15 protein-coding genes are annotated in these 16,858 nt (G+C 70.0%); 4 read left to right on the top strand and 11 right to left on the bottom strand.

Going from position 1 to position 16,858, the window contains the following annotated elements; translation table 11 throughout:
- Together FB547_RS31450 and FB547_RS31445 are read right to left on the bottom strand one after the other, a co-directional pair.
- Window positions 1-332, bottom strand: a 332-nt coding sequence (locus FB547_RS31450; protein WP_261380464.1) for a contractile injection system protein, VgrG/Pvc8 family, incomplete at its 3' end; no start/stop codon positions are given.
- A 337-nt stretch (window positions 333-669) separates the two neighbouring features.
- The gene (locus FB547_RS31445) at window positions 670-2,145 is read right to left on the bottom strand and encodes a PLP-dependent aminotransferase family protein (protein WP_145747534.1); all 1,476 of its coding nucleotides are present in this window, start codon (window positions 2,143-2,145) and stop codon (window positions 670-672) included.
- A 114-nt stretch (window positions 2,146-2,259) separates the two neighbouring features.
- On the opposite strand from FB547_RS31445, the gene FB547_RS31440 reads away from it, so the two are divergent.
- The gene (locus FB547_RS31440) at window positions 2,260-2,976 is read left to right on the top strand and encodes a GNAT family N-acetyltransferase (RefSeq protein ID WP_145747533.1); all 717 of its coding nucleotides are present in this window, start codon (window positions 2,260-2,262) and stop codon (window positions 2,974-2,976) included.
- A 6-nt stretch (window positions 2,977-2,982) separates the two neighbouring features.
- Here FB547_RS31440 and FB547_RS31435 read toward each other — a convergent pair whose 3' ends face one another.
- Window positions 2,983-3,834, bottom strand: a complete 852-nt coding sequence (locus FB547_RS31435; RefSeq protein ID WP_145747532.1) for a symmetrical bis(5'-nucleosyl)-tetraphosphatase — start codon at window positions 3,832-3,834, stop codon at window positions 2,983-2,985.
- Window positions 3,835-3,857: 23 nt separating this feature from the next.
- On the opposite strand from FB547_RS31435, the gene FB547_RS31430 reads away from it, so the two are divergent.
- Together FB547_RS31430 and FB547_RS31425 are read left to right on the top strand one after the other, a co-directional pair.
- On the top strand, window positions 3,858-5,168 hold the full coding sequence (locus tag FB547_RS31430; RefSeq protein WP_145747531.1) for a hemolysin family protein: 1,311 nt from the start codon (window positions 3,858-3,860) through the stop codon (window positions 5,166-5,168).
- 39 nt (window positions 5,169-5,207) lie between these two features.
- The gene (locus tag FB547_RS31425; protein WP_145747530.1) at window positions 5,208-5,867 is read left to right on the top strand and encodes an FABP family protein; all 660 of its coding nucleotides are present in this window, start codon (window positions 5,208-5,210) and stop codon (window positions 5,865-5,867) included.
- A 30-nt stretch (window positions 5,868-5,897) separates the two neighbouring features.
- On the opposite strand, the gene FB547_RS31420 is transcribed toward FB547_RS31425, so the two are convergent.
- Window positions 5,898-9,113 (bottom strand): autotransporter outer membrane beta-barrel domain-containing protein, encoded by a 3,216-nt coding sequence (locus FB547_RS31420; RefSeq protein WP_145747529.1) that lies wholly within the window; start codon window positions 9,111-9,113, stop codon window positions 5,898-5,900.
- Between the two features lie 254 nt (window positions 9,114-9,367).
- Here FB547_RS31420 and FB547_RS31415 point away from each other — a divergent pair, with 254 nt between their 5' ends.
- Window positions 9,368-9,715 (top strand): hypothetical protein, encoded by a 348-nt coding sequence (locus tag FB547_RS31415; protein WP_145747528.1) that lies wholly within the window; start codon window positions 9,368-9,370, stop codon window positions 9,713-9,715.
- Window positions 9,716-9,732: 17 nt separating this feature from the next.
- Here FB547_RS31415 and FB547_RS31410 read toward each other — a convergent pair whose 3' ends face one another.
- Genes FB547_RS31410 through FB547_RS31380 form a run of 7 tightly spaced genes read right to left on the bottom strand, consistent with a single transcriptional unit; the run spans window position 9,733 to window position 16,858 of the window.
- Window positions 9,733-10,194, bottom strand: coding sequence for a GNAT family N-acetyltransferase (locus tag FB547_RS31410; protein ID WP_370878887.1), 462 nt, complete (start codon window positions 10,192-10,194; stop codon window positions 9,733-9,735).
- 52 nt (window positions 10,195-10,246) lie between these two features.
- Window positions 10,247-11,191 carry a CobW family GTP-binding protein gene (locus FB547_RS31405; RefSeq protein WP_261380463.1) on the bottom strand — a complete coding sequence of 315 codons (945 nt, stop codon included), beginning with the start codon at window positions 11,189-11,191 and terminating at the stop codon, window positions 10,247-10,249.
- Between the two features lie 28 nt (window positions 11,192-11,219).
- A complete protein-coding gene (locus FB547_RS31400) occupies window positions 11,220-12,896 on the bottom strand; it encodes an amidohydrolase (protein ID WP_145747525.1) in 1,677 nt (558 codons plus the stop codon).
- Window positions 12,893-13,930, bottom strand: a complete 1,038-nt coding sequence (locus tag FB547_RS31395; RefSeq protein WP_145747524.1) for an ABC transporter ATP-binding protein — start codon at window positions 13,928-13,930, stop codon at window positions 12,893-12,895. The genes FB547_RS31400 and FB547_RS31395 overlap by 4 nt, the downstream gene beginning before the upstream one ends.
- A complete protein-coding gene (locus FB547_RS31390; RefSeq protein ID WP_145747523.1) occupies window positions 13,927-14,976 on the bottom strand; it encodes an ABC transporter ATP-binding protein in 1,050 nt (349 codons plus the stop codon). The genes FB547_RS31395 and FB547_RS31390 overlap by 4 nt, the downstream gene beginning before the upstream one ends.
- Window positions 14,976-15,887: an ABC transporter permease gene (locus FB547_RS31385; RefSeq protein WP_145747522.1), complete on the bottom strand. Its 912-nt coding sequence runs from the start codon at window positions 15,885-15,887 to the stop codon at window positions 14,976-14,978. The genes FB547_RS31390 and FB547_RS31385 overlap by 1 nt, the downstream gene beginning before the upstream one ends.
- A complete protein-coding gene (locus FB547_RS31380) occupies window positions 15,884-16,858 on the bottom strand; it encodes an ABC transporter permease (RefSeq protein WP_145747521.1) in 975 nt (324 codons plus the stop codon). The genes FB547_RS31385 and FB547_RS31380 overlap by 4 nt, the downstream gene beginning before the upstream one ends.

The following is a 16,858-nucleotide window of genomic DNA, read 5'->3' as shown; positions in this document are numbered from 1 at the left end:
ACGGTCTGGTCCTGGAAGATGCGGAAGTCGGAGCGGCGCGTGGCCAGCCAGAGCCAGGGGCGCAGCCGCATGCCGTAGAAGGCCTGGCGGTCGTCCTGCCGCGCAAGGCCAAAGCGGGTGACGAGGCCGCCCAGGTGGCGCACGCCGCCGCGCTCGGTTTCCATCACGACGGTGGCGGGCTGGCCCAGCAGGGCCTTCGCATCGATCGCGTTGTGGCGCCCGAGCAGTTCGAGGTCGAAGGCGTACAGCTGGCTGAGCGCCTCGCGCCCCGCCAGGCGATGGAATTGCAGTGCCTCGCCCAGCGGCGTCTGGAGGGTGACGCGGCGGCTCACGGATTGCATCTCCACGGGATCGACAAGATCGCCGGGGACGCGACGGACGATGTCGCAATGGCGTTTTTCACGCGGACTCCCTGCAGACTTTTTGTTGATTACTTTTTGCTTAAGAGAGCGATATGGCCGCTCTCGATGCGTCGTCGTGCGCTGCGACAAGACGTTTCAAGCGACCGCAATTATGCGATTTCAATGCATGGCAAGGCGCGAGTCTTCTTTCGCTTTTTGGGATTTTGTTGCAGTTGCACCAGCGATTTGAATTGCGCAGCAATTGCACTCATACGACGTATGTAGTCAATGGATTTCGGCCGCACTTTTTATTTAAACGAAAGAACTCCTAGCCGTGCTCCACTGCACGCGCCAGCTGCGACAGCCGCTTGACCAGCGGCTCGAAAAGTTCCGCTGAAGTGTTGCCATAGCCCAGCACCAGCCCGTTGTCCGAAGGCCGCGGCCGGATCGCAAAGCCCGACAGCGCAGCGGGCGCGAGCCGGTAGCGCAGCGCATCGGCCGCGATGCGGCGGTCGTCGAAGCGCGGCGGCAGCCGCACCGTGAGGTGCAGCCCGCAATGGCCGCCGTCGATCTCGTGCGGCACCTTGAAATGCCTGTCGAGCGCCGCCCGCAGCGCCTGTTGCCGGTCGCGATAGAGGCGCCGCATGCGGCCCAGGTGCCGGCTGAACTGGCCGCTCTCGATGAAGTCGGCCATCGCGAGCTGCACGTGGCGGTGCCCGCCGCGCAGCATCTCCTCGAGCGGCTTCTGCACCGCGGCCATGAGCGGCGCGGGCAGCACCACGAAGCCCAGCCGCAGCGACGGAAACATCGTCTTGCTGAAGGTGCCCACGTAGAGCACCGGCGCGTCGTCCACCAGGCCCTGCATCGCGCCGATGGGTTCGCCGGTGTGGCGGAACTCGCTGTCGTAGTCGTCCTCGATGATCCACGCGCCATGCCGGCGCGCCTGCGCGATCAGCGCCAGGCGGCGCGCGATGCTCAGCACCGCACCGGCCGGGTACTGGTGCGAAGGCGTGGTGTAGACCAGCCGGGGCGGGTGCTTCTGCCAGTCGCGTTCGCTTGTGCACAGGCCTTCGGCGTCGACGCGCATCGGCACGATGCGCATGTCGCCGGCGTGCATGGCCGCCTTTGCGCCGCGGTAGCCGGGGTCTTCGACCCAGCCGGTGTCGCCGGGGTTCGACAGCAGCCGCACGCACAGCGAAATGGCTTCCTGCGCACCCTCGGCCATCACGACCTGGTGCGGCTCGCAGCGCACGCCGCGCGCAATCGCCAGGTGCCGCGCGATGGCCGCGCGCAGCGGTGGTTCGCCCAGCGGATCGCCATAGCCGAGCGTGGCGGGGCTGGCATTGCGGATCGCGCGGTCGATCGCGCGCCGCCATGCGGCCGCGGGAAAGTGCGAGAGCGCGGGCATGCCGGGCCTCAAGGCCGCGTCCATCTCGGCGCGGGGCGTGCCGGGCTGGATGCGGACGAGCCGCTGCGCCGCGGCCGGTGCGGCACCGGATCTGGCGGGGCGCGGGGACTTTGCTGGCGGGGCCAGCTCGGTCACGCGCGTGCCCTTTCGATCGGGCTGAACATAGCCTTCGGCCGCCAGGTGCTCGTAGGCCGCAGTGACGGTGTTGCGGGAAATCGAGAGTGTCTCGGCCAGCGCGCGCGAACCGGGCAGCCGACTGCCCGGCGCCAGGCCGCCGCCGAGAATGGCGCGCTTCAGGCGCTCGTGCAGCTGGCGCTGCATCGGGCCGGCCTCGCGCTCCTTGGCCAGAGGGGATTCGAACAGTGCCGCGGCGGCAAGATGGGGCTGGTTGCTCATGAGCGAAAACGTGGCACCATGAAATTGAACGAGCGTGGTGCTTCCGGTGGAGCCACGCAGGGCGTACTTTATCGTTCCCCGGCACTGCCGCCTCATTGCTTCCGAAAGCCTCCCATGTCAGCTCGCCACAACGAATACGGCCAACCCATCGGTCCCCTGGTGCCCGGATGGACGCCGCGCTCCCTGCCGCCGCGCCGCCCCATCGCAGGCCGGTGCTGCGTGCTCGAACCGCTCGACGCCGCCAGGCACGCCGACGACCTCCACGCGGCCTACGCGCAGGCGCCCGACGGCCGCGACTGGACCTACCTGTTCGTCGAGCGGCCCATCGATCCGGCGGGCACCCGGGCCCACATCGAACGCGCCGCACAGAGCGCCGATCCGATGCACTTCGCGGTGATCGACCGGCGCAGCGGCCGGGCCATCGGCACGCTCGCACTGATGCGCATCGACCCGGTCCACGGCGCGATCGAGGTCGGCAGCGTCACTTTTTCTCCGCTGCTGAAGCAGACGCCGATGTCGACCGAAGCGCAGTACCTGCTGATGAAGCTGGCCTTCGACGAACTCGGCTATCGGCGCTACGAATGGAAGTGCGACAACTTCAACGAGCCTTCGAAGCGCGCGGCCGCGCGCCTGGGGTTCCAGTTCGAAGGCGTCTTCCGGCAGGCGATCGTCTACAAGGGCCGCGGCCGCGACACCGCATGGTTCTCGATCACCGATGCCGAATGGCCGATGCTGCGCACGGCCTTCGAGCGCTGGCTTGCCCCCGAGAACTTCGATGCCGAGGGCCGGCAGCGCATGGCGCTCGACCGCTTCCGGCTGCCGCGCGCCTGAGGCCGCTCAGTCCGGCTTGCCGGGCTTTTGCGCCTGCTCGCACTTCACCTGGATCAGCTCGCGTTCATCGAGCGTCGCGCCAATGCGCACCGCGCTGAGGCAGCCGCCCCAGACGCAGCCGGTGTCGGTGGAGAGCAGGTCGGGCCGCGAGAGCCAGCCCAGCGTGGACCAGTGGCCGAAGGCGATGGTGGCATTGGCGGTCTTGCGGCCGGGCACGTCGAACCAGGGCATGAAGCCCTCGGGGCCGGGCAGCATGCCGTCCTTGCTCTCGAACTCCATCACGCCCTCGGCGGTGCAGAAGCGCAGCCGCGTGAGCGCATTCACGATGGCGCGCAGCCGCGCGCTGCCGGTGAGCGTGCCGCTCCACTGCGCGGGCTCGTTGCCGTACATGCCGAGCAGGAATTCGCCCAGCGCCGGGCCGCGCAGCACCGATTCGACCTCCGACGCCAGCGCGAGCGTGTCGCCGACCGTCCACTGCGGCAGCACGCCGGCATGCACCATGAGCAGGTCGCCGCCATCGATCTGCATGTGCAGCGCCATGTGCTGCTGGCGCACCCATTCGAGCATGGCTTCGCTGTCGGGCGCTTCGAGCAGGCCGGCCAGCGTGTCCTTGCGGCTGGACTTGCGCGCGCCGTGCGCCACGCCCAGCAGGTGCAGGTCGTGGTTGCCGAGCAGGCTCAGCGCCGAGGCGCCGTAGCCCTGCACGCGCCGCAGCACGGCGGCCGAGTCGGGGCCCCTGTTGACCAGGTCGCCCAGCAGCACGAGGGTGTCGCGGCTGGGTGAAAAACCGATCTTGTCGAGCAGTTTCTGAAGGGCGGCGTCGCAGCCCTGGATATCTCCGATCAAGTAAAGTGCCATGTCCTCATTTTCACCCCCCGTTCATGGATGTTCTCCTGCTGGCCTTGCTGACCACGCTGAATGCGTTGTTTGCGATGTCCGAAATGGCCCTTTCAACCAGCCGGCGTGCGCGCCTGGCAGCACTGGCCGAAACGGGCGATGCCGGGGCGGAGGCCGCGCTCCGGCTGATGGAGGAGCCGACCCATTTCCTGTCGACGGTTCAGATCGGCATCACCTCGATCGGCATGCTCAGCGGTATCGTGGGCGAGGCCGCCTTTGCGGAGCCGCTCTCGGTCTGGATGGAGAGCCTGGGCATGGGCCGCGGCACCGCCAGCGTGGTGTCCACTGCGGTGGTGGTGACCTGCATCACCTTCTTCACCATCATCTTCGGCGAGCTGGTGCCCAAGCGCATCGGCCAGCTCTACCCGGAGCCCGTGGCGCGCTGGGTGTCGCGCCCGATGCGCGGGCTGGCCAAGGGCGCCAAGCCGTTCGTGTGGCTGCTCGCGAGCGCTACCGCTGCCGTGCTGAAGCTGCTGCGCATCGACGCCAACGCCGCGCGCTCCATGACCGAGGAAGAAATCTCGGCCAGCCTGGAAGAGGGCGTGGACGCCGGCGTGATCGAGCAGCACGAGCACCAGATGGTGCGCAACGTGTTCCACCTGGACGACCGCCGGCTGTCGTCGCTGATGATCCCGCGGGCCGACATCGAATGGCTCGACGCCTCCGACACCGTGGCCGAGGCGTTGCAGAAGGTGGCCGACGCGGGCGCGCTCAACCTGGTGCATTCCTGGTATCCGGTGTGCCGCAATTCGCTCGACGACGTGGTCGGCGTGATCAGCGTGGCGCACCTGCTGCGGCTCGGCACCGGCCATGACGGCGTTCTCGGCCAGGAGGCCGCGCCGGCCGTGTTCGTGCCCGAGACGCTCACCGGCATGGAGCTGCTCGAACAGTTCCGCGAACGCGGCGGCCGGCTGGTGTTCGTGGTCGACGAATACGGCGTGGTGCAGGGCCTCATGACACCGCGCGACATGCTCGAAGCCATCACCGGCGAACTGCAGCCGGGCACCTTGACCGATGCCTGGGCGCGCGAACGGCCCGACGGCGTGTGGGAGCTCGACGGGCTGATGCCGGTGTCGGAGCTGCGCGCACGGCTCGGCATCCGCGAGCTGCCGGAGGAGGAGCGCGGGCGCTACAACACCGTGGCCGGCCTGCTGATGGCAGTCTCGGGCCACCTGCCCAAGACCGGCGAAGTCATCGACTGCGCGGGCTGGCATTTCGAGATTGCCGCGCTCGAGGGGCGCCGCATCGACCGGGTGCTGGCCACGGCCGACAAGTCGGCGTCGACGAACGGCTAGAGCCCGTTCACCTCATCAGAAATCAGAAGTCCACACACCATGAACCCCACCGAAGACATCTACACCGAGCCCAACGCCGATCCTGACACGCTCGCCAATCTCGGGCCGCTGCGCGCCATGGCGGGCATCTGGGAGGGCAGCCGCGGCGTGGACGTCAAGCCCAAGCGCGAAGGCCCCAAGACGCAGGTCTACGTCGAGCGCTACGAGCTGCAGCCGATCGATCCGCAGACCAACGGCCCCCAGCTGCTGTACGGCCTGCGCTACCACACCTACATCCACAAGCCCGGCCTGACCAAGATGTACCACGACCAGGTGGGCTACTGGCTCTGGGAGCCGGCCACCGGCACGGTGCTGCACACGCTGGCCATTCCGCGCGGTCAGGTGGCCATGGCCAGCGGCCATGCCAAGGCGGACGACACGCGCTTCACGCTGAGCGCCGAGCGCGGCAGCCTGGTGAACGGCATCGTGTCGAACCCCTTCATCGAGCACGCGTTCACCACGCTGGCGTGGAACATCACGGTGACCATCAACGCCGACGGCACCTGGTCCTACGACCAGGACACGGTGATGCAGATCCAGGGCCGGGCCGAGCCCTTCCATCACACCGACCGCAACACGCTGACGCGCGTCGAGGGGCCGGGGCGCAATCCGCTGGCCATGCCCGACGCGCCGGCCGCCGTGGCCGTGCAGAAAAAGTAGCGGCGAAGGCGCCCGCCGGGCGCCCCGCACTCACCAGCGGATCTTCAGGCCCACGCTGCCGTTCAGGCCGCTCTTCACGCGCGCGCCGCTGCCCGAGGCCCAGAACTTGCCGACCTCGCCATACAGGCTCATGCTTTGTGTGAGCTGCAGCGTGGCGCCGGCCGCCAGTTCGGTGCTGGTGCCGCCGGTGCGCGTGGCAATGTCGGTATAGGCCGCGGGGCCGATGAAGCGCGTGACGTCCGTGCCGCTGCTGCTGCGGTAGAGGTTCAGCCGCGCATAGGGCTGCAGCGGGCCGGCGCTGGTGGTCATCTCGCCCTTGACCCGCACGCCGGCGCGCACCAGCCAGCCGCTGTGGCTGTGCTGCTGCACCACGGCGCCGATGATGCCGGCGTCGTCCAGGCTCACGCGCTGATGCACCAGCTGCAGCTGCGGCTCGACGATCCACTCCGGCGAGATGTGGAATCCCTGGCCCACCTCGACGGAAGCCAGCAGGCTGTGGCCCTTGCCCGAGCCGGCCGAACCCAGCGTCGTGGCCGCTGTGTAGCGGTGGCGCCCTGCCTGCAGCACGCCGTCCACGTACAGGCCGCTGTCGTTCTTCCAGGTGGCGTAGGCGCCCAGGTACTGGCTGCGCAGGTCGCTGGAGCCGACCCCATAGCCCTGCACGCCGCGGGCAAAGCCGGTCACGCGCATGTCGCCCTCGAGCTGGCCGACATAGATGCCGACGCGCCAGTGGGGATCGGCCCACAGGTCGTTGCCGGCCTGGAAGCCCGTGAGGCGCCCCTTGCTGGTGGGGCTCACGGTGCCGGCCTGGGCGATGGTGCGGTCCATGCTGATGATGCGGGCCCAGCCCTGGCGGTAGCCCTGCTCGGGCGTGGCCGTGGCGAGGCCGGCCGCGCCGTCGTCGCCCACGCGCTGGTGGAGGTTGCCCATCATCGCCAGGTTGGACTGGCGGAACTGCTCGGGCAGCGCCGCGTACAGCGGGACTTCGGCACGGTAGGTGGGCACCGTCACGCCCGCAGGCGGGGAGCCGCCATCGCTGCTTCGCGGGGGGCCGCCATCGTCCGGTGCAGGTGCAGGTGCAGGTGCAGGCGCAGGTGCAGGCGCAGGCGGTGCAGGCGGTGCAGGTGGCGCAGGCGGTGCAGGCGGCGCAGGTGGTGCAGGCGGCGCAGGTGGCGGTGGGGGTGGCGGAGGAGGAGGAGGAGGAGGAGGAGGAGGAGGCGGCGGCGGCGCGACGATGACGCCGGAGCGCAGGTACCAGTTCTCGCCGGCGCCGCTGGCGTCGGCGGCGTGCAGCCGGTACTCGTAGGCGCCGGCGTCGACGTGGCCGCCCGCCAGGCGGAAGGCGTCGCGGGTGGTCTGCGCCGTGGTGGTGGCGCCGTTCATCGCGGTCACCACCTCGATGCCGTTGCCGCTGGTCAGTGCGCCCAGGCCGCCCAGGTTGGTGATCTGGATGTTGGTGGTGCCGCTGGCAATCGCGGTGCAGCCGCTGAGGATCAGCCGGTCGCTCAGACTGGCGCTGGTGCCCAGCGCGGTGCCCAGGCGCAGCGTGCCGTCGTTGCCTACCCAGGGGCCCTGTACGGTGAGCGTGGCGCCGGGCGTGCCGCTTAACAGCGAGACGATGCCGCTGTTGGCCATCGATGCGATGGTCTGGCTGTGGCCCGCCAGGTCGAGCGTGGCGCCCGCGTTGACCGTGAAGGCGCTCGCGCTGCTGAGGGTGCCGGCCGCGCCGGCGCGCAAGGTGCCGGCCGCGACGTTGGTGGCGCCGGTGTTCGTGTTGGCGCCGCTCAGGGTGAGCGTGCCCGCGCCGACCTTCACCAGGTCGCCGGCGCCCGAGATCGGGCCCGACCAGCCCATGCCGTGGCCGTTGGTGTCGATGGTGCCCGTGCCTCCCAGCAGCAGTGCGTTGTCCAGGCTCAGGCCGTCGGCTCCGGCGATCACGCTGGCGCTGGCACCGCTTCCGATGGCAATGGCGCCCAGCATCGATGAGCCCGTGTTTACGGTCAGGCTGTTGCTGCCGCCGGTGAATGCCACGGCCGGTGCGCGCGTGGCGCCGTCGCCGCCGAGCCCGCCAGAAATGGTGCCGCTGTTGCTGATGTTCAGGTTGGCGCCCGCGATGCCGGCGCCGCCGGTGCCGTGCGCGCCGCTTGCGCCGCCGTTGCTGTTGGCCCCGCCGGTGCCGCCCGCGCCACCGGCGATGGTGCCGCTGTTGGCAATCGCCGCGCCGCTGCCGGAGGAGAGAAGGCCCACGCCGCCGTCGCCGCCGCTGCCGGGCGCACCGGTGCCGCCCAGGCCGCCACCACCCGCACCGCCAGCGCCCCCGGCGCCGCCGGTGATCTGGCCGGCGTTGGTCACGGCGAGGGTGCTGCCGGCCAGCGTGGCACCGGCGCCGCCCGCGCCGCCGCCGCCGCCCGCGGCATTGCTTCGGGCCGGCAGCAGTTCGGATCCGCCCGCGCCGCCGGCACCGCCTGCGAGCGTGCCGCTGTTGCCGAAGCCGAGCCCCGGCGTTGCCGCGCTGATGAAGAATCCGCCGCCGCCACTGCCGCCGCCGCCGCCCTGCGAATAGGCGTCGCCGCCCTTGCCGCCGGCGCCGCCGGTGGAAGTGCCGGCCGCATCGTAGTTGTTGACCAGGCCGATCAGCGTGGATCCATAGCCGCCGGCGCCGCCGCCGCCGGCGGCCCAATAGCCGTTGCCGCCCGCGCCTCCGCTGCCACCGGTGTAGCTGCCCCAGGACGCGATGGTGGTGGAGCCCATCAAAAAGCCGTGGTATCCGCCGCCGCCGCCGCCCCCGTATCCATTGCCGTTGCTGAAATCGCCGGTCTGCGATTCGCCCGCGCCGCCATCGGCCCCCTGCAGCACGCCGGGGGAGACGATGGTGCTGGAGCTGCCCGCCGCACCGCCCGCGCCCGCGGTGGCGCCGCCGAAACTTCCGACGTCGGCGGCGGACCCCGCCGTGACCGCGGCATCGGTCGACGACCCGCCGTCCCCGCCGTGCGCGTTCACGGAGCTGTCGTTGAATCCGCCCGCGCCGCCGCTGCCGTTGCTGCCGCCGGTACCCGCATGCAGCGTGCTGTCCACGGGCTGGCCGCCCGCGCCGCCCCCGGCCAGGGTCGAGCCGGCACTCAGGCACAGCACCGCCATGGCAACGGCATGCAGGCCGGTCGTGCGCACATGGCCGCGTGCGATTTCTGGCGCGGCCACCCATGCGCGGAGCGCCGGATTCCAGAGGGTTCGGAAGGTTTTGTTCATGGATTTACCTTTTTCACGGCTTGTTTCCCTAAGTGATCTGCCAACTGGCGACGTCTGCTGTCCATGGCGGACCCAGGCGTTTTCCCGTGAAATCACTGTAGGAATTGCGGCGCCTGCGCACATGAGCGGTGCGTCCCTTCTGCGGGGAGACAAGCGTCCCGCCCGTGCGCGCCGCAGCCATGACAAAGCGCCTGCCGGCCGGGCTGCCTCTTGTCCTACAGGAAAGGCGCGGCCCAGCCGCGAGGATCGAGGGCATGAGCAATTCGATCTTTGCGTGGGTAAGTGCGGCCGCGTGCTGCGCAGCCGCCACCGCCGCGATGGCGGAGCCGGTGAAAGTGCCCCTGGACAGCGACGACAAGGGCACCATCTACGTGGCGCCCAACGTCAATTCCACTGAAACCTCGGCCTACACCAAGGGCGCGACCGTCGGCGTGCAGCGGCCCGACGGCAGCGGCAGCTACATCGGCACCGACACCTCCACGCCGCGGCCCACCTATTCGCTGGGCGCAAGCACGGGCGGCAATGTGTCGCTCACGGGCGGCGTGCTGACGGATGGCAAGAGCAACAACGGCGTGAAGGCCGGTGTGACGATCAAGTACTGAGATTCCTCAGGCGAGGTTCAGACGAAGGTGCCGTACACGATGAACCCGTCGTGCGTGGCGACCTTGTCGTAGAGCGCGCGTCCGGCAAGGTTGGTCACCTGCGTCTGCCAGTAGACGCGGTGCGCACCCACGCGCTTCACGTGCGCATACACGCCTTCGATCAACTGCCGCCCCACGCCCCGGCCGCGCTCCGACGGCAGCGTGAACAGGTCCTGCAGGTAGCAGTTCGGCTCGATGCGCGTGGTGCTGCGGTGAAAGAGATAGTGAGTGAGGCCCACCAGCCGGCCGTCGCGTTCGGCCACCAGCGCGTGCACCGGCTCGTAGGCGTCGAAGAAGCGCTGCCAGGTGACGCGCGTGATCTCCTCGGGCAGGGCCGTGGGGCCCTCGCGCTGGTAGAAGGCGTTGTAGCCGTCCCACAGCGGCTTCCATGCGGCGTAGTCGTCGGGCGTCGGAGGGCGGATCAGGAGCGAAGAAGTCATCATGCGTCGGTGGCCTGCACGTTGAAAACATGCGATTGCAACACGGCCCGGCTCAACGCGCGAAGAAATGCTCCAGTGCCTGCGTGGGCAATCGATGCCGCAGGCCGATGGCGACCACGCCGGCGCGCGCGTCACGTGGCGGTCTGGCCTTGCGCAGCGAGCCATGGCGGCCGGCGAACTGGACCTCGGACCATTCGTCGCCGTCCGCGCCCTGGCCGGTGCGCAGCAGGCCCTTGAGCCGCAGCACGCCCGGCGGCACGTCGCGCAGCCATGCGCGCAGCAGCTCGGCAGGGATGGCGGCCGCGGGCTGCGCGCTCCAGGTCTGGAACGTCGCGCCGTGGTCGGGGGCGTGGTGGTGGCCGTGGTCGTGGTCGTGTTCGCATTCGCGCGCGCAGGGCCCGCGACCCGCGGCCGGCAGCGCCAGGCCCGACAGCAGCGCGAGCGGCACCGCGGACCGGGTGGCTTCGATGCGCGGCGTGCCGGGCGCGGTGGCCTCGGCCCAGGCGTTCGCCTGCGCGAGCGCGTCCGCGTCCGCGAGATCGGCCTTGTTGAGCACCACGAGATCGGCGGACTTCAACTGCCGCGCCAGCGTGTCCGCCAGCAGGACGTCGCGCGATTGCTGCGCCACCGCGGTCGCATCGACCAGCACGATCACGCCCTCCAGGCTCAGCTCGGGCGCGGCCATGCCGATCTGCGCAATGCGCCATGGATCGGAAACGCCGCTGGCCTCGATCACCACCGCATCGAAGGGCGTGGCCGACTCGATGACCTGCACCAGCGCGCGGCCCAGGTCGTCGCCGATCTGGCAGCACACGCAGCCGTTGGTCAGGGCCAGCGTTTCGCCGTGGGTGGCGGCGACCAGCTCGGCATCGATGTTGAGCGCGCCGAAGTCGTTCACCAGCGCCGCGATGCGCAGGCCCTGCGCCTCGCGCAGCCAGCGGTTGAGCAGCGTGGTCTTGCCCGCGCCCAGGAAGCCGCCGATGACGGTGAGCGGCAAGCGCCTGTTCCCTTGCGTCACGCGATGCTCAATTTCTTTGTGCTTCGAACACGCGGCCCGACAGTACCGTGCCCCACACGCGCGCATCCTTCAGCGCCATCGGGTCCATCTCAAGCGGATCGTCTTCCAGCACGCAGAAGTCGGCGCGCTTGCCGCATTCGATGCTGCCGATCTCGCCGTCGAGCTTCAGCGTCCAGGCCGCGCCGAGCGTGATCGCATGCAGCGCCTGCGGCACCGAGATGCGCTCCGATTCGCCGAGCAGCCGGCCCTTGGGCGTGATGCGGTTCACGGCGCACCACGCGGTGAACAGCGGCCCGAGCGGCGTGACCGGCGCATCGGAATGGATGGCCAGCGGCACGCCGGCCGCCAGCGCGCTGCCGCAGGCATCGAGCCGGTTCGCGCGGTCGGGGCCCATGGTCATTTCGTAATGCTGGTCGCCCCAGTACCAGAGGTGGTTGGCGAACAGGTTCGCGCCGAGGCCGAGCGACGCCATGCGCCGGAACAGCGGCGCATCGATCATCTGCCCGTGCTGCAGCGTGTGGCGGTGGTCGGGGCGCGGCGCGCGCGCGAGCACGCGCTCGATGGCGTCGATGGCCACCTCGCTGGCCTCGTCGCCATTGGTGTGCGTGTGGATGGTGAGCCCTGCGCGATGGTAGGTCTCGAAGTCGGCCTCGTACTGCGCGGGCGCCGTCACCCAGATGCCGTTGGGCGCGCCGTTGAAATGCCCCGGCCAGCGCAGCCGCGCCGAGAAGCCCTGGATCGAACCGTCGAGCATCATCTTCACGAGGCCGTAGCGCAGCCGGTCGGTGCTGCGCGGCACCAGCGCCCTGACATGTTCGGCGCCCTGGGCCGCGCCGTGCGTGCCGTGGAAAGCCTGGAACGCCGGCAGGATGCGCACCCCGAAGCCCTCGTCGCGCGTCGCGTTCTCGAGCACGCCGCAGTCTTCGTCGGTGAGCTTGTTGACGAGGTCGGTCGCGGTCGTCACGCCCTGCATGCAGGCCAGGCGCGCGAAGGAGCGCACGCCGGCCTCGGTCATCGGCGCGAGCAGGCCGGCATTGCCGATCCTGCGCAGCACCAGGAACATCGCGGCCGGCTCCTGAAGCTCGCCGGTGGGCTCGCCCGCCATCTCGCCGGCCGCGAACTTGACCACGCCCTCGACCTCGTTGTCGCGCGTGATGCCGGCGATGCGCAGCATGGCGCTGTTGACGTTCATCAGGTGGCCGTTGGCATGGCCGATGACGACCGGCCGCGTGGCGCTGGCGCGGTCGACGTGCGCGACCGTCATGCGCTCGCCGCCGAAGTAGATGGGATCGAAGCCCCAGGCGATCAGCGGCTCGGTGTCGGGAATGCCGTCGGCCGCCATCTGCGCGGTCACTTCGCGAAGGCGCGCCACCACCTCGTCCATCGAGCGCAGGCCGCTCCACACCTTGCCCTGGGGGTCGCGCCGGTCGAACCAGCCGAGGTACGTCCAGTCCCACATGCTGCCTTCCTTGAGGTGGCAGTGGCCCTCGACCAGGCCCGGCATCAGCACCTTGGCGGCAAAGCGCTCGTCGAGCGTGAAGGCGCCCCAGGCCTGCATGTCCGCGAGGGTGCCCACGGCCAGCACGCGGCCGCTGCGCACCGCCACGTGCGTGGCATGCGGCTGCATCGGGTTCATGGTGATGATCCTGCGCGCGGGGTAGACGGTGGTGATGGGGGTGCTCATGGCAGTTCAGGCATCGAAAGAGGAGGAAGGGCCGTGCCGTCGACGATATCGACTCGCCTGCAGCGTACCCAATGGTCGGGCGCCACTTCGCGCAGCGGCGGCAACTCGGCCGCGCAGGCTGGCTCGGCCACGGGACAGCGGCCGGCAAAGCGGCAGCCGGGCGGCGGATTGATCGGACTCGGCGGATCGCCCGAGAGCTTGATGCGGCTGGCGGCGCGGCGGCGCCCGCCGCCCACGGTCGGCACGGCCGACATCAGCGCCACGCTGTAGGGGTGCAGCGGCCGCGCGAAGAAGCTGCGCCGTGGCGCGCGCTCCACGATCTGGCCGAGGTACATCACGGCGATGTCGTCGCAGATGTGCTCCACCACCGCCATGTCGTGCGAGATGAAGAGGTAGGTCAGCCCCAGTTCGCGCTGCAGCCGCACCAGCAGGTTCAGTATCTGCGCGCGGATCGCGATGTCCAGCGCCGACACCGGCTCGTCGCACACCACCAGCTCGGGGTTGGTGGCCAGCGCGCGCGCAATGTTGATGCGCTGGCGCTGCCCGCCCGAGAACTGGTGCGGGAACAGGTGCTGCTGCTCGGGCCGCAGGCCCACGGCCTCGAAGAGTTCGGCCACGCGGCGCGTGCGCTCTTCGGGCGTGCCCACCTGCATCAGCTCGAGCGGGGCGCGCACCGTGGCACCGGCGCGCTCGCGCGGATTCAGCGAGGAGAACGGGTCCTGGAAGATGATCTGCATGCGCGTGCGCGCCCGGCGCAGCGCCTCGCCCTGCAGCGCGCCCAGGTCGGTGTCGCCCAGCCGCATGCGGCCCGAGGTGACGGGCGAGAGCCGCATCACCGCGAGCGCGGTCGTGGTCTTGCCCGAGCCCGATTCGCCCACCACCGCCAGCGTGGTGCCCCGCCGGATCTCGAACGAGACACCGTCCACCGCCTTCACCACTTCCGCGGGCTTGCCCCAGCCTGCCTTGCCGCGCGCGAAGTGCACCTTGAGTTCGTCGACCGAGAGCAGCGTGTCGGCCTTGCCGATGAATGTCATGCGGCCTCCTTCATGCGCGCCTGCGGCGCCTCGGCATGCAGCCAGCAGGCGGCACCGTGCGGTGCGCCCGCGCCTCCTGCGGGGCCTTCGAGTGCGAACATCGGCGGCACCTCTGCGGCGCAGCGCGCCATCGCATGCGGGCAGCGCTCGCGGAATGCGCAGCCCCGGCCCAGCTCCCAGATCGACGGCACCACGCCCGCGATCTCGGCGAGTTCCGGCCGCGCGCCGTCGCCGAAGGCCGCGCTGCTGCCGAGTTCGGGCAGGCAATCGATCAGGCCGCGCGTGTAGGGATGGCCCGGCTGCGAAAGCACCTGTTCGGTGCTGCCCTGTTCGATCACGCGGCCCGCATACATCACCATCACGCGGTCGGCCATCTCGGCGACCGCGCCCATGTCGTGCGTGATGAGCATGATGGCCGTACCCTTCTCGCGCTGCAGCTCGCGCAGCAGGTCGAAGATCTGGGCCTGCACCGTCACGTCGAGCGCGGTGGTGGGCTCGTCGGCAATCAGGATGTCGGGCCGGCAGGCCAGCGCCATGGCGATCATCACGCGCTGGCGCATGCCGCCCGAGAGCTGGTGCGGGTACTCGTCGACGCGCCGCCCGGGCGCCGGAATGCCCACCTGCCGCAGCATCTCGATGGCGCGCTCGCGGGCCGCCTGGGCATTCATGCCCGCATGCAGCCGCAGCGATTCGCCGATCTGGTCGCCCACGGTGAACACCGGATTCAGCGAGGTCATCGGCTCCTGGAAGATCATCGAGATGCGGTTGCCGCGCACCTCGCGCATGCGGGCATCGTTGGCCTGCACCAGGTCTTCGCCCTGGAACATCACGCGCCCGCCGCTGATGCGGCCCGGCGGCGAGGGAACGAGCCGCAGCAGCGCGAGCGCGGTCATGCTCTTGCCGCAGCCCGATTCGCCGACCACGCACAGCGTCTCGCCGCTGCGGATCTCGAAGTCGACGCCGTTGAGCACCAGCGCCTGGCCGCGGCGGGTCTTGAACTCGACGTGCAGGTCCTGCACACGCAGCAGTGCGTCGTCGCTTGCCATCAGCGTTCCCTCAGCTTGGGGTTGAGGGCATCGTTGAGCCCGTCGCCGATCAGGCTCACGGCCAGCACGGTGATGAAGATGGCCGCCCCCGGAAAGGCCACCGCCCACCAGCACGACAGCACGTACTGCCGGCTCGAGCCGATCATCAGCCCCCAGCTCATCTGGTTGGGGTCGCCCAGGCCGAGGAACGACAGCCCGGCTTCGAACAAGACCGCCGCGCCGATGGCCAGCGTGGCCGAGACCACCAGCGGCGGCAGCGCGTTGGGAAGGATCACCTTCCAGATGATGCGGGTGTCGCGCGCGCCGATGGCGCGCTCGGCGCGAACGAATTCCAGGCCGCGGTACTTCATGAACTCGGCGCGCGTGAGCCGCGCGGTGCCGGTCCAGCTCATGATGCCGATGGCCAGCGTGACCGTCACCAGCGTGGGCGAGAACAGCGTGACCACCACCATCGCGAACAGCAGCGCGGGCAGCACCTGGAAGAACTCGGTCAGCTTCATCAGCGCCGCATCGACCTTGCCGCCGTAGTAGCCCGCGAAGGCGCCCAGCGTGATGCCGATCAGCACCGAAAGCAGCGCGGCCACCGCGCCCACCAGCAGCGTGGCGCGCCCGCCGTAGATCAATGTCGTGAGCACGTCGCGGCCGAGGTAGTCGGTGCCGAGCCAGGCTTCCTCGCTGAAAGGCGGCGTGAGCGGCGCAGCCTTGATCTCGAAGGGATCGGCCGGGTGGAACCAGGGTCCGGCAATGGCCACCGCCAGCATGGCGAGCAGCATCGCCATGCCCGCAATGGCCGCCGGATTGCGCAGGAACATGCGCATCGCCTCCATGCCGGGGTGCTCGACGCGCAGGGCCGGCTTCGCGGGCGCATCAGGTGCGGCGGAAACGGAGGGCATCGTTGCAAGCTTGTTCATGAGGCCTTGATCCGCGGATCGATGAAGCGATAGCACAGGTCGGTGAGCTGGTTCATCACCACCACCACGATGGAAGAGAAGAGCAGCACGCCGAGGATGGTCGGGTAGTCGCGCCGCAGCACCGACTCGAAGGCCAGCCGGCCGAGGCCCGGCCAGTTGAACACCGTCTCCACCAGGATCGCGCCGGCCAGCACATTGCCGAACTGCAGGCCCAGCACGGTGACCACCGGCAGCAGCGCATTGCGCAGCGCATGCTTGTAGAGCACCACGCGGTCGGCCAGGCCCTTGGCGCGCGCGGTGCGGATGAAGTCGGAGCCCAGCACGTCGAGCATCGAGGAGCGCGCGAGCCGGCTGTACTGCGCGAGATACACCAGGCTCAGCGTGAGCGTGGGCAGCACCAGGTGATGCGCCACGTCGAGCACGTCCTTGAGGCCGCCGCCGGTCGAGTCGATGGAGCGCATGCCCGCCACCGGAAGAATGGGGAACACCGAGGCCAGCAGGATCACCAGCATGATGCCGAGCCAGAACACCGGCGCCGCAAAGCCCACCAGCGACAGCACCGTGATGAACTGCGACAGCCAGCCATTGGGCCTGCGCGACGACAGCACGCCCAGCGCGGTGCCGGCGAAGAAGGCCAGCAGCACCGAACTGAGCACCAGCAGCAGCGTGGCCGGCACGCGCTCGGCAATCATGCGCGTCACGGGCAGGTTGAAGAAGTACGAGTAGCCCAGGTCGCCCCGCGCCACCTTGCCCAGGTACACGCCCAGCTGCACCGGCAGCGGCTCGTCGAGCCCGTACTGCTTGCGCAGCTGCGCCATCAGCTCGGGCGACATGCCGCCGCTGGCGCCGGCAATGGTCTCCACCGGGTCGCCCGGCGCCGCGTGCACCAGCACGAAGTTGAGCACCACCACCGCAAGCACCAGGCCCAGGGCCTGGAGCAGTCGCGAGGCGGCATAGCGCAATGTGCCCAT

Source organism: Variovorax beijingensis (genome assembly GCF_007828835.1).
GTDB lineage: Bacteria > Pseudomonadota > Gammaproteobacteria > Burkholderiales > Burkholderiaceae_C > Variovorax > Variovorax beijingensis_A.
Note: the sequence above shows the minus strand (reverse complement) of the source record. Positions and strands in the feature narration are given on the sequence as shown.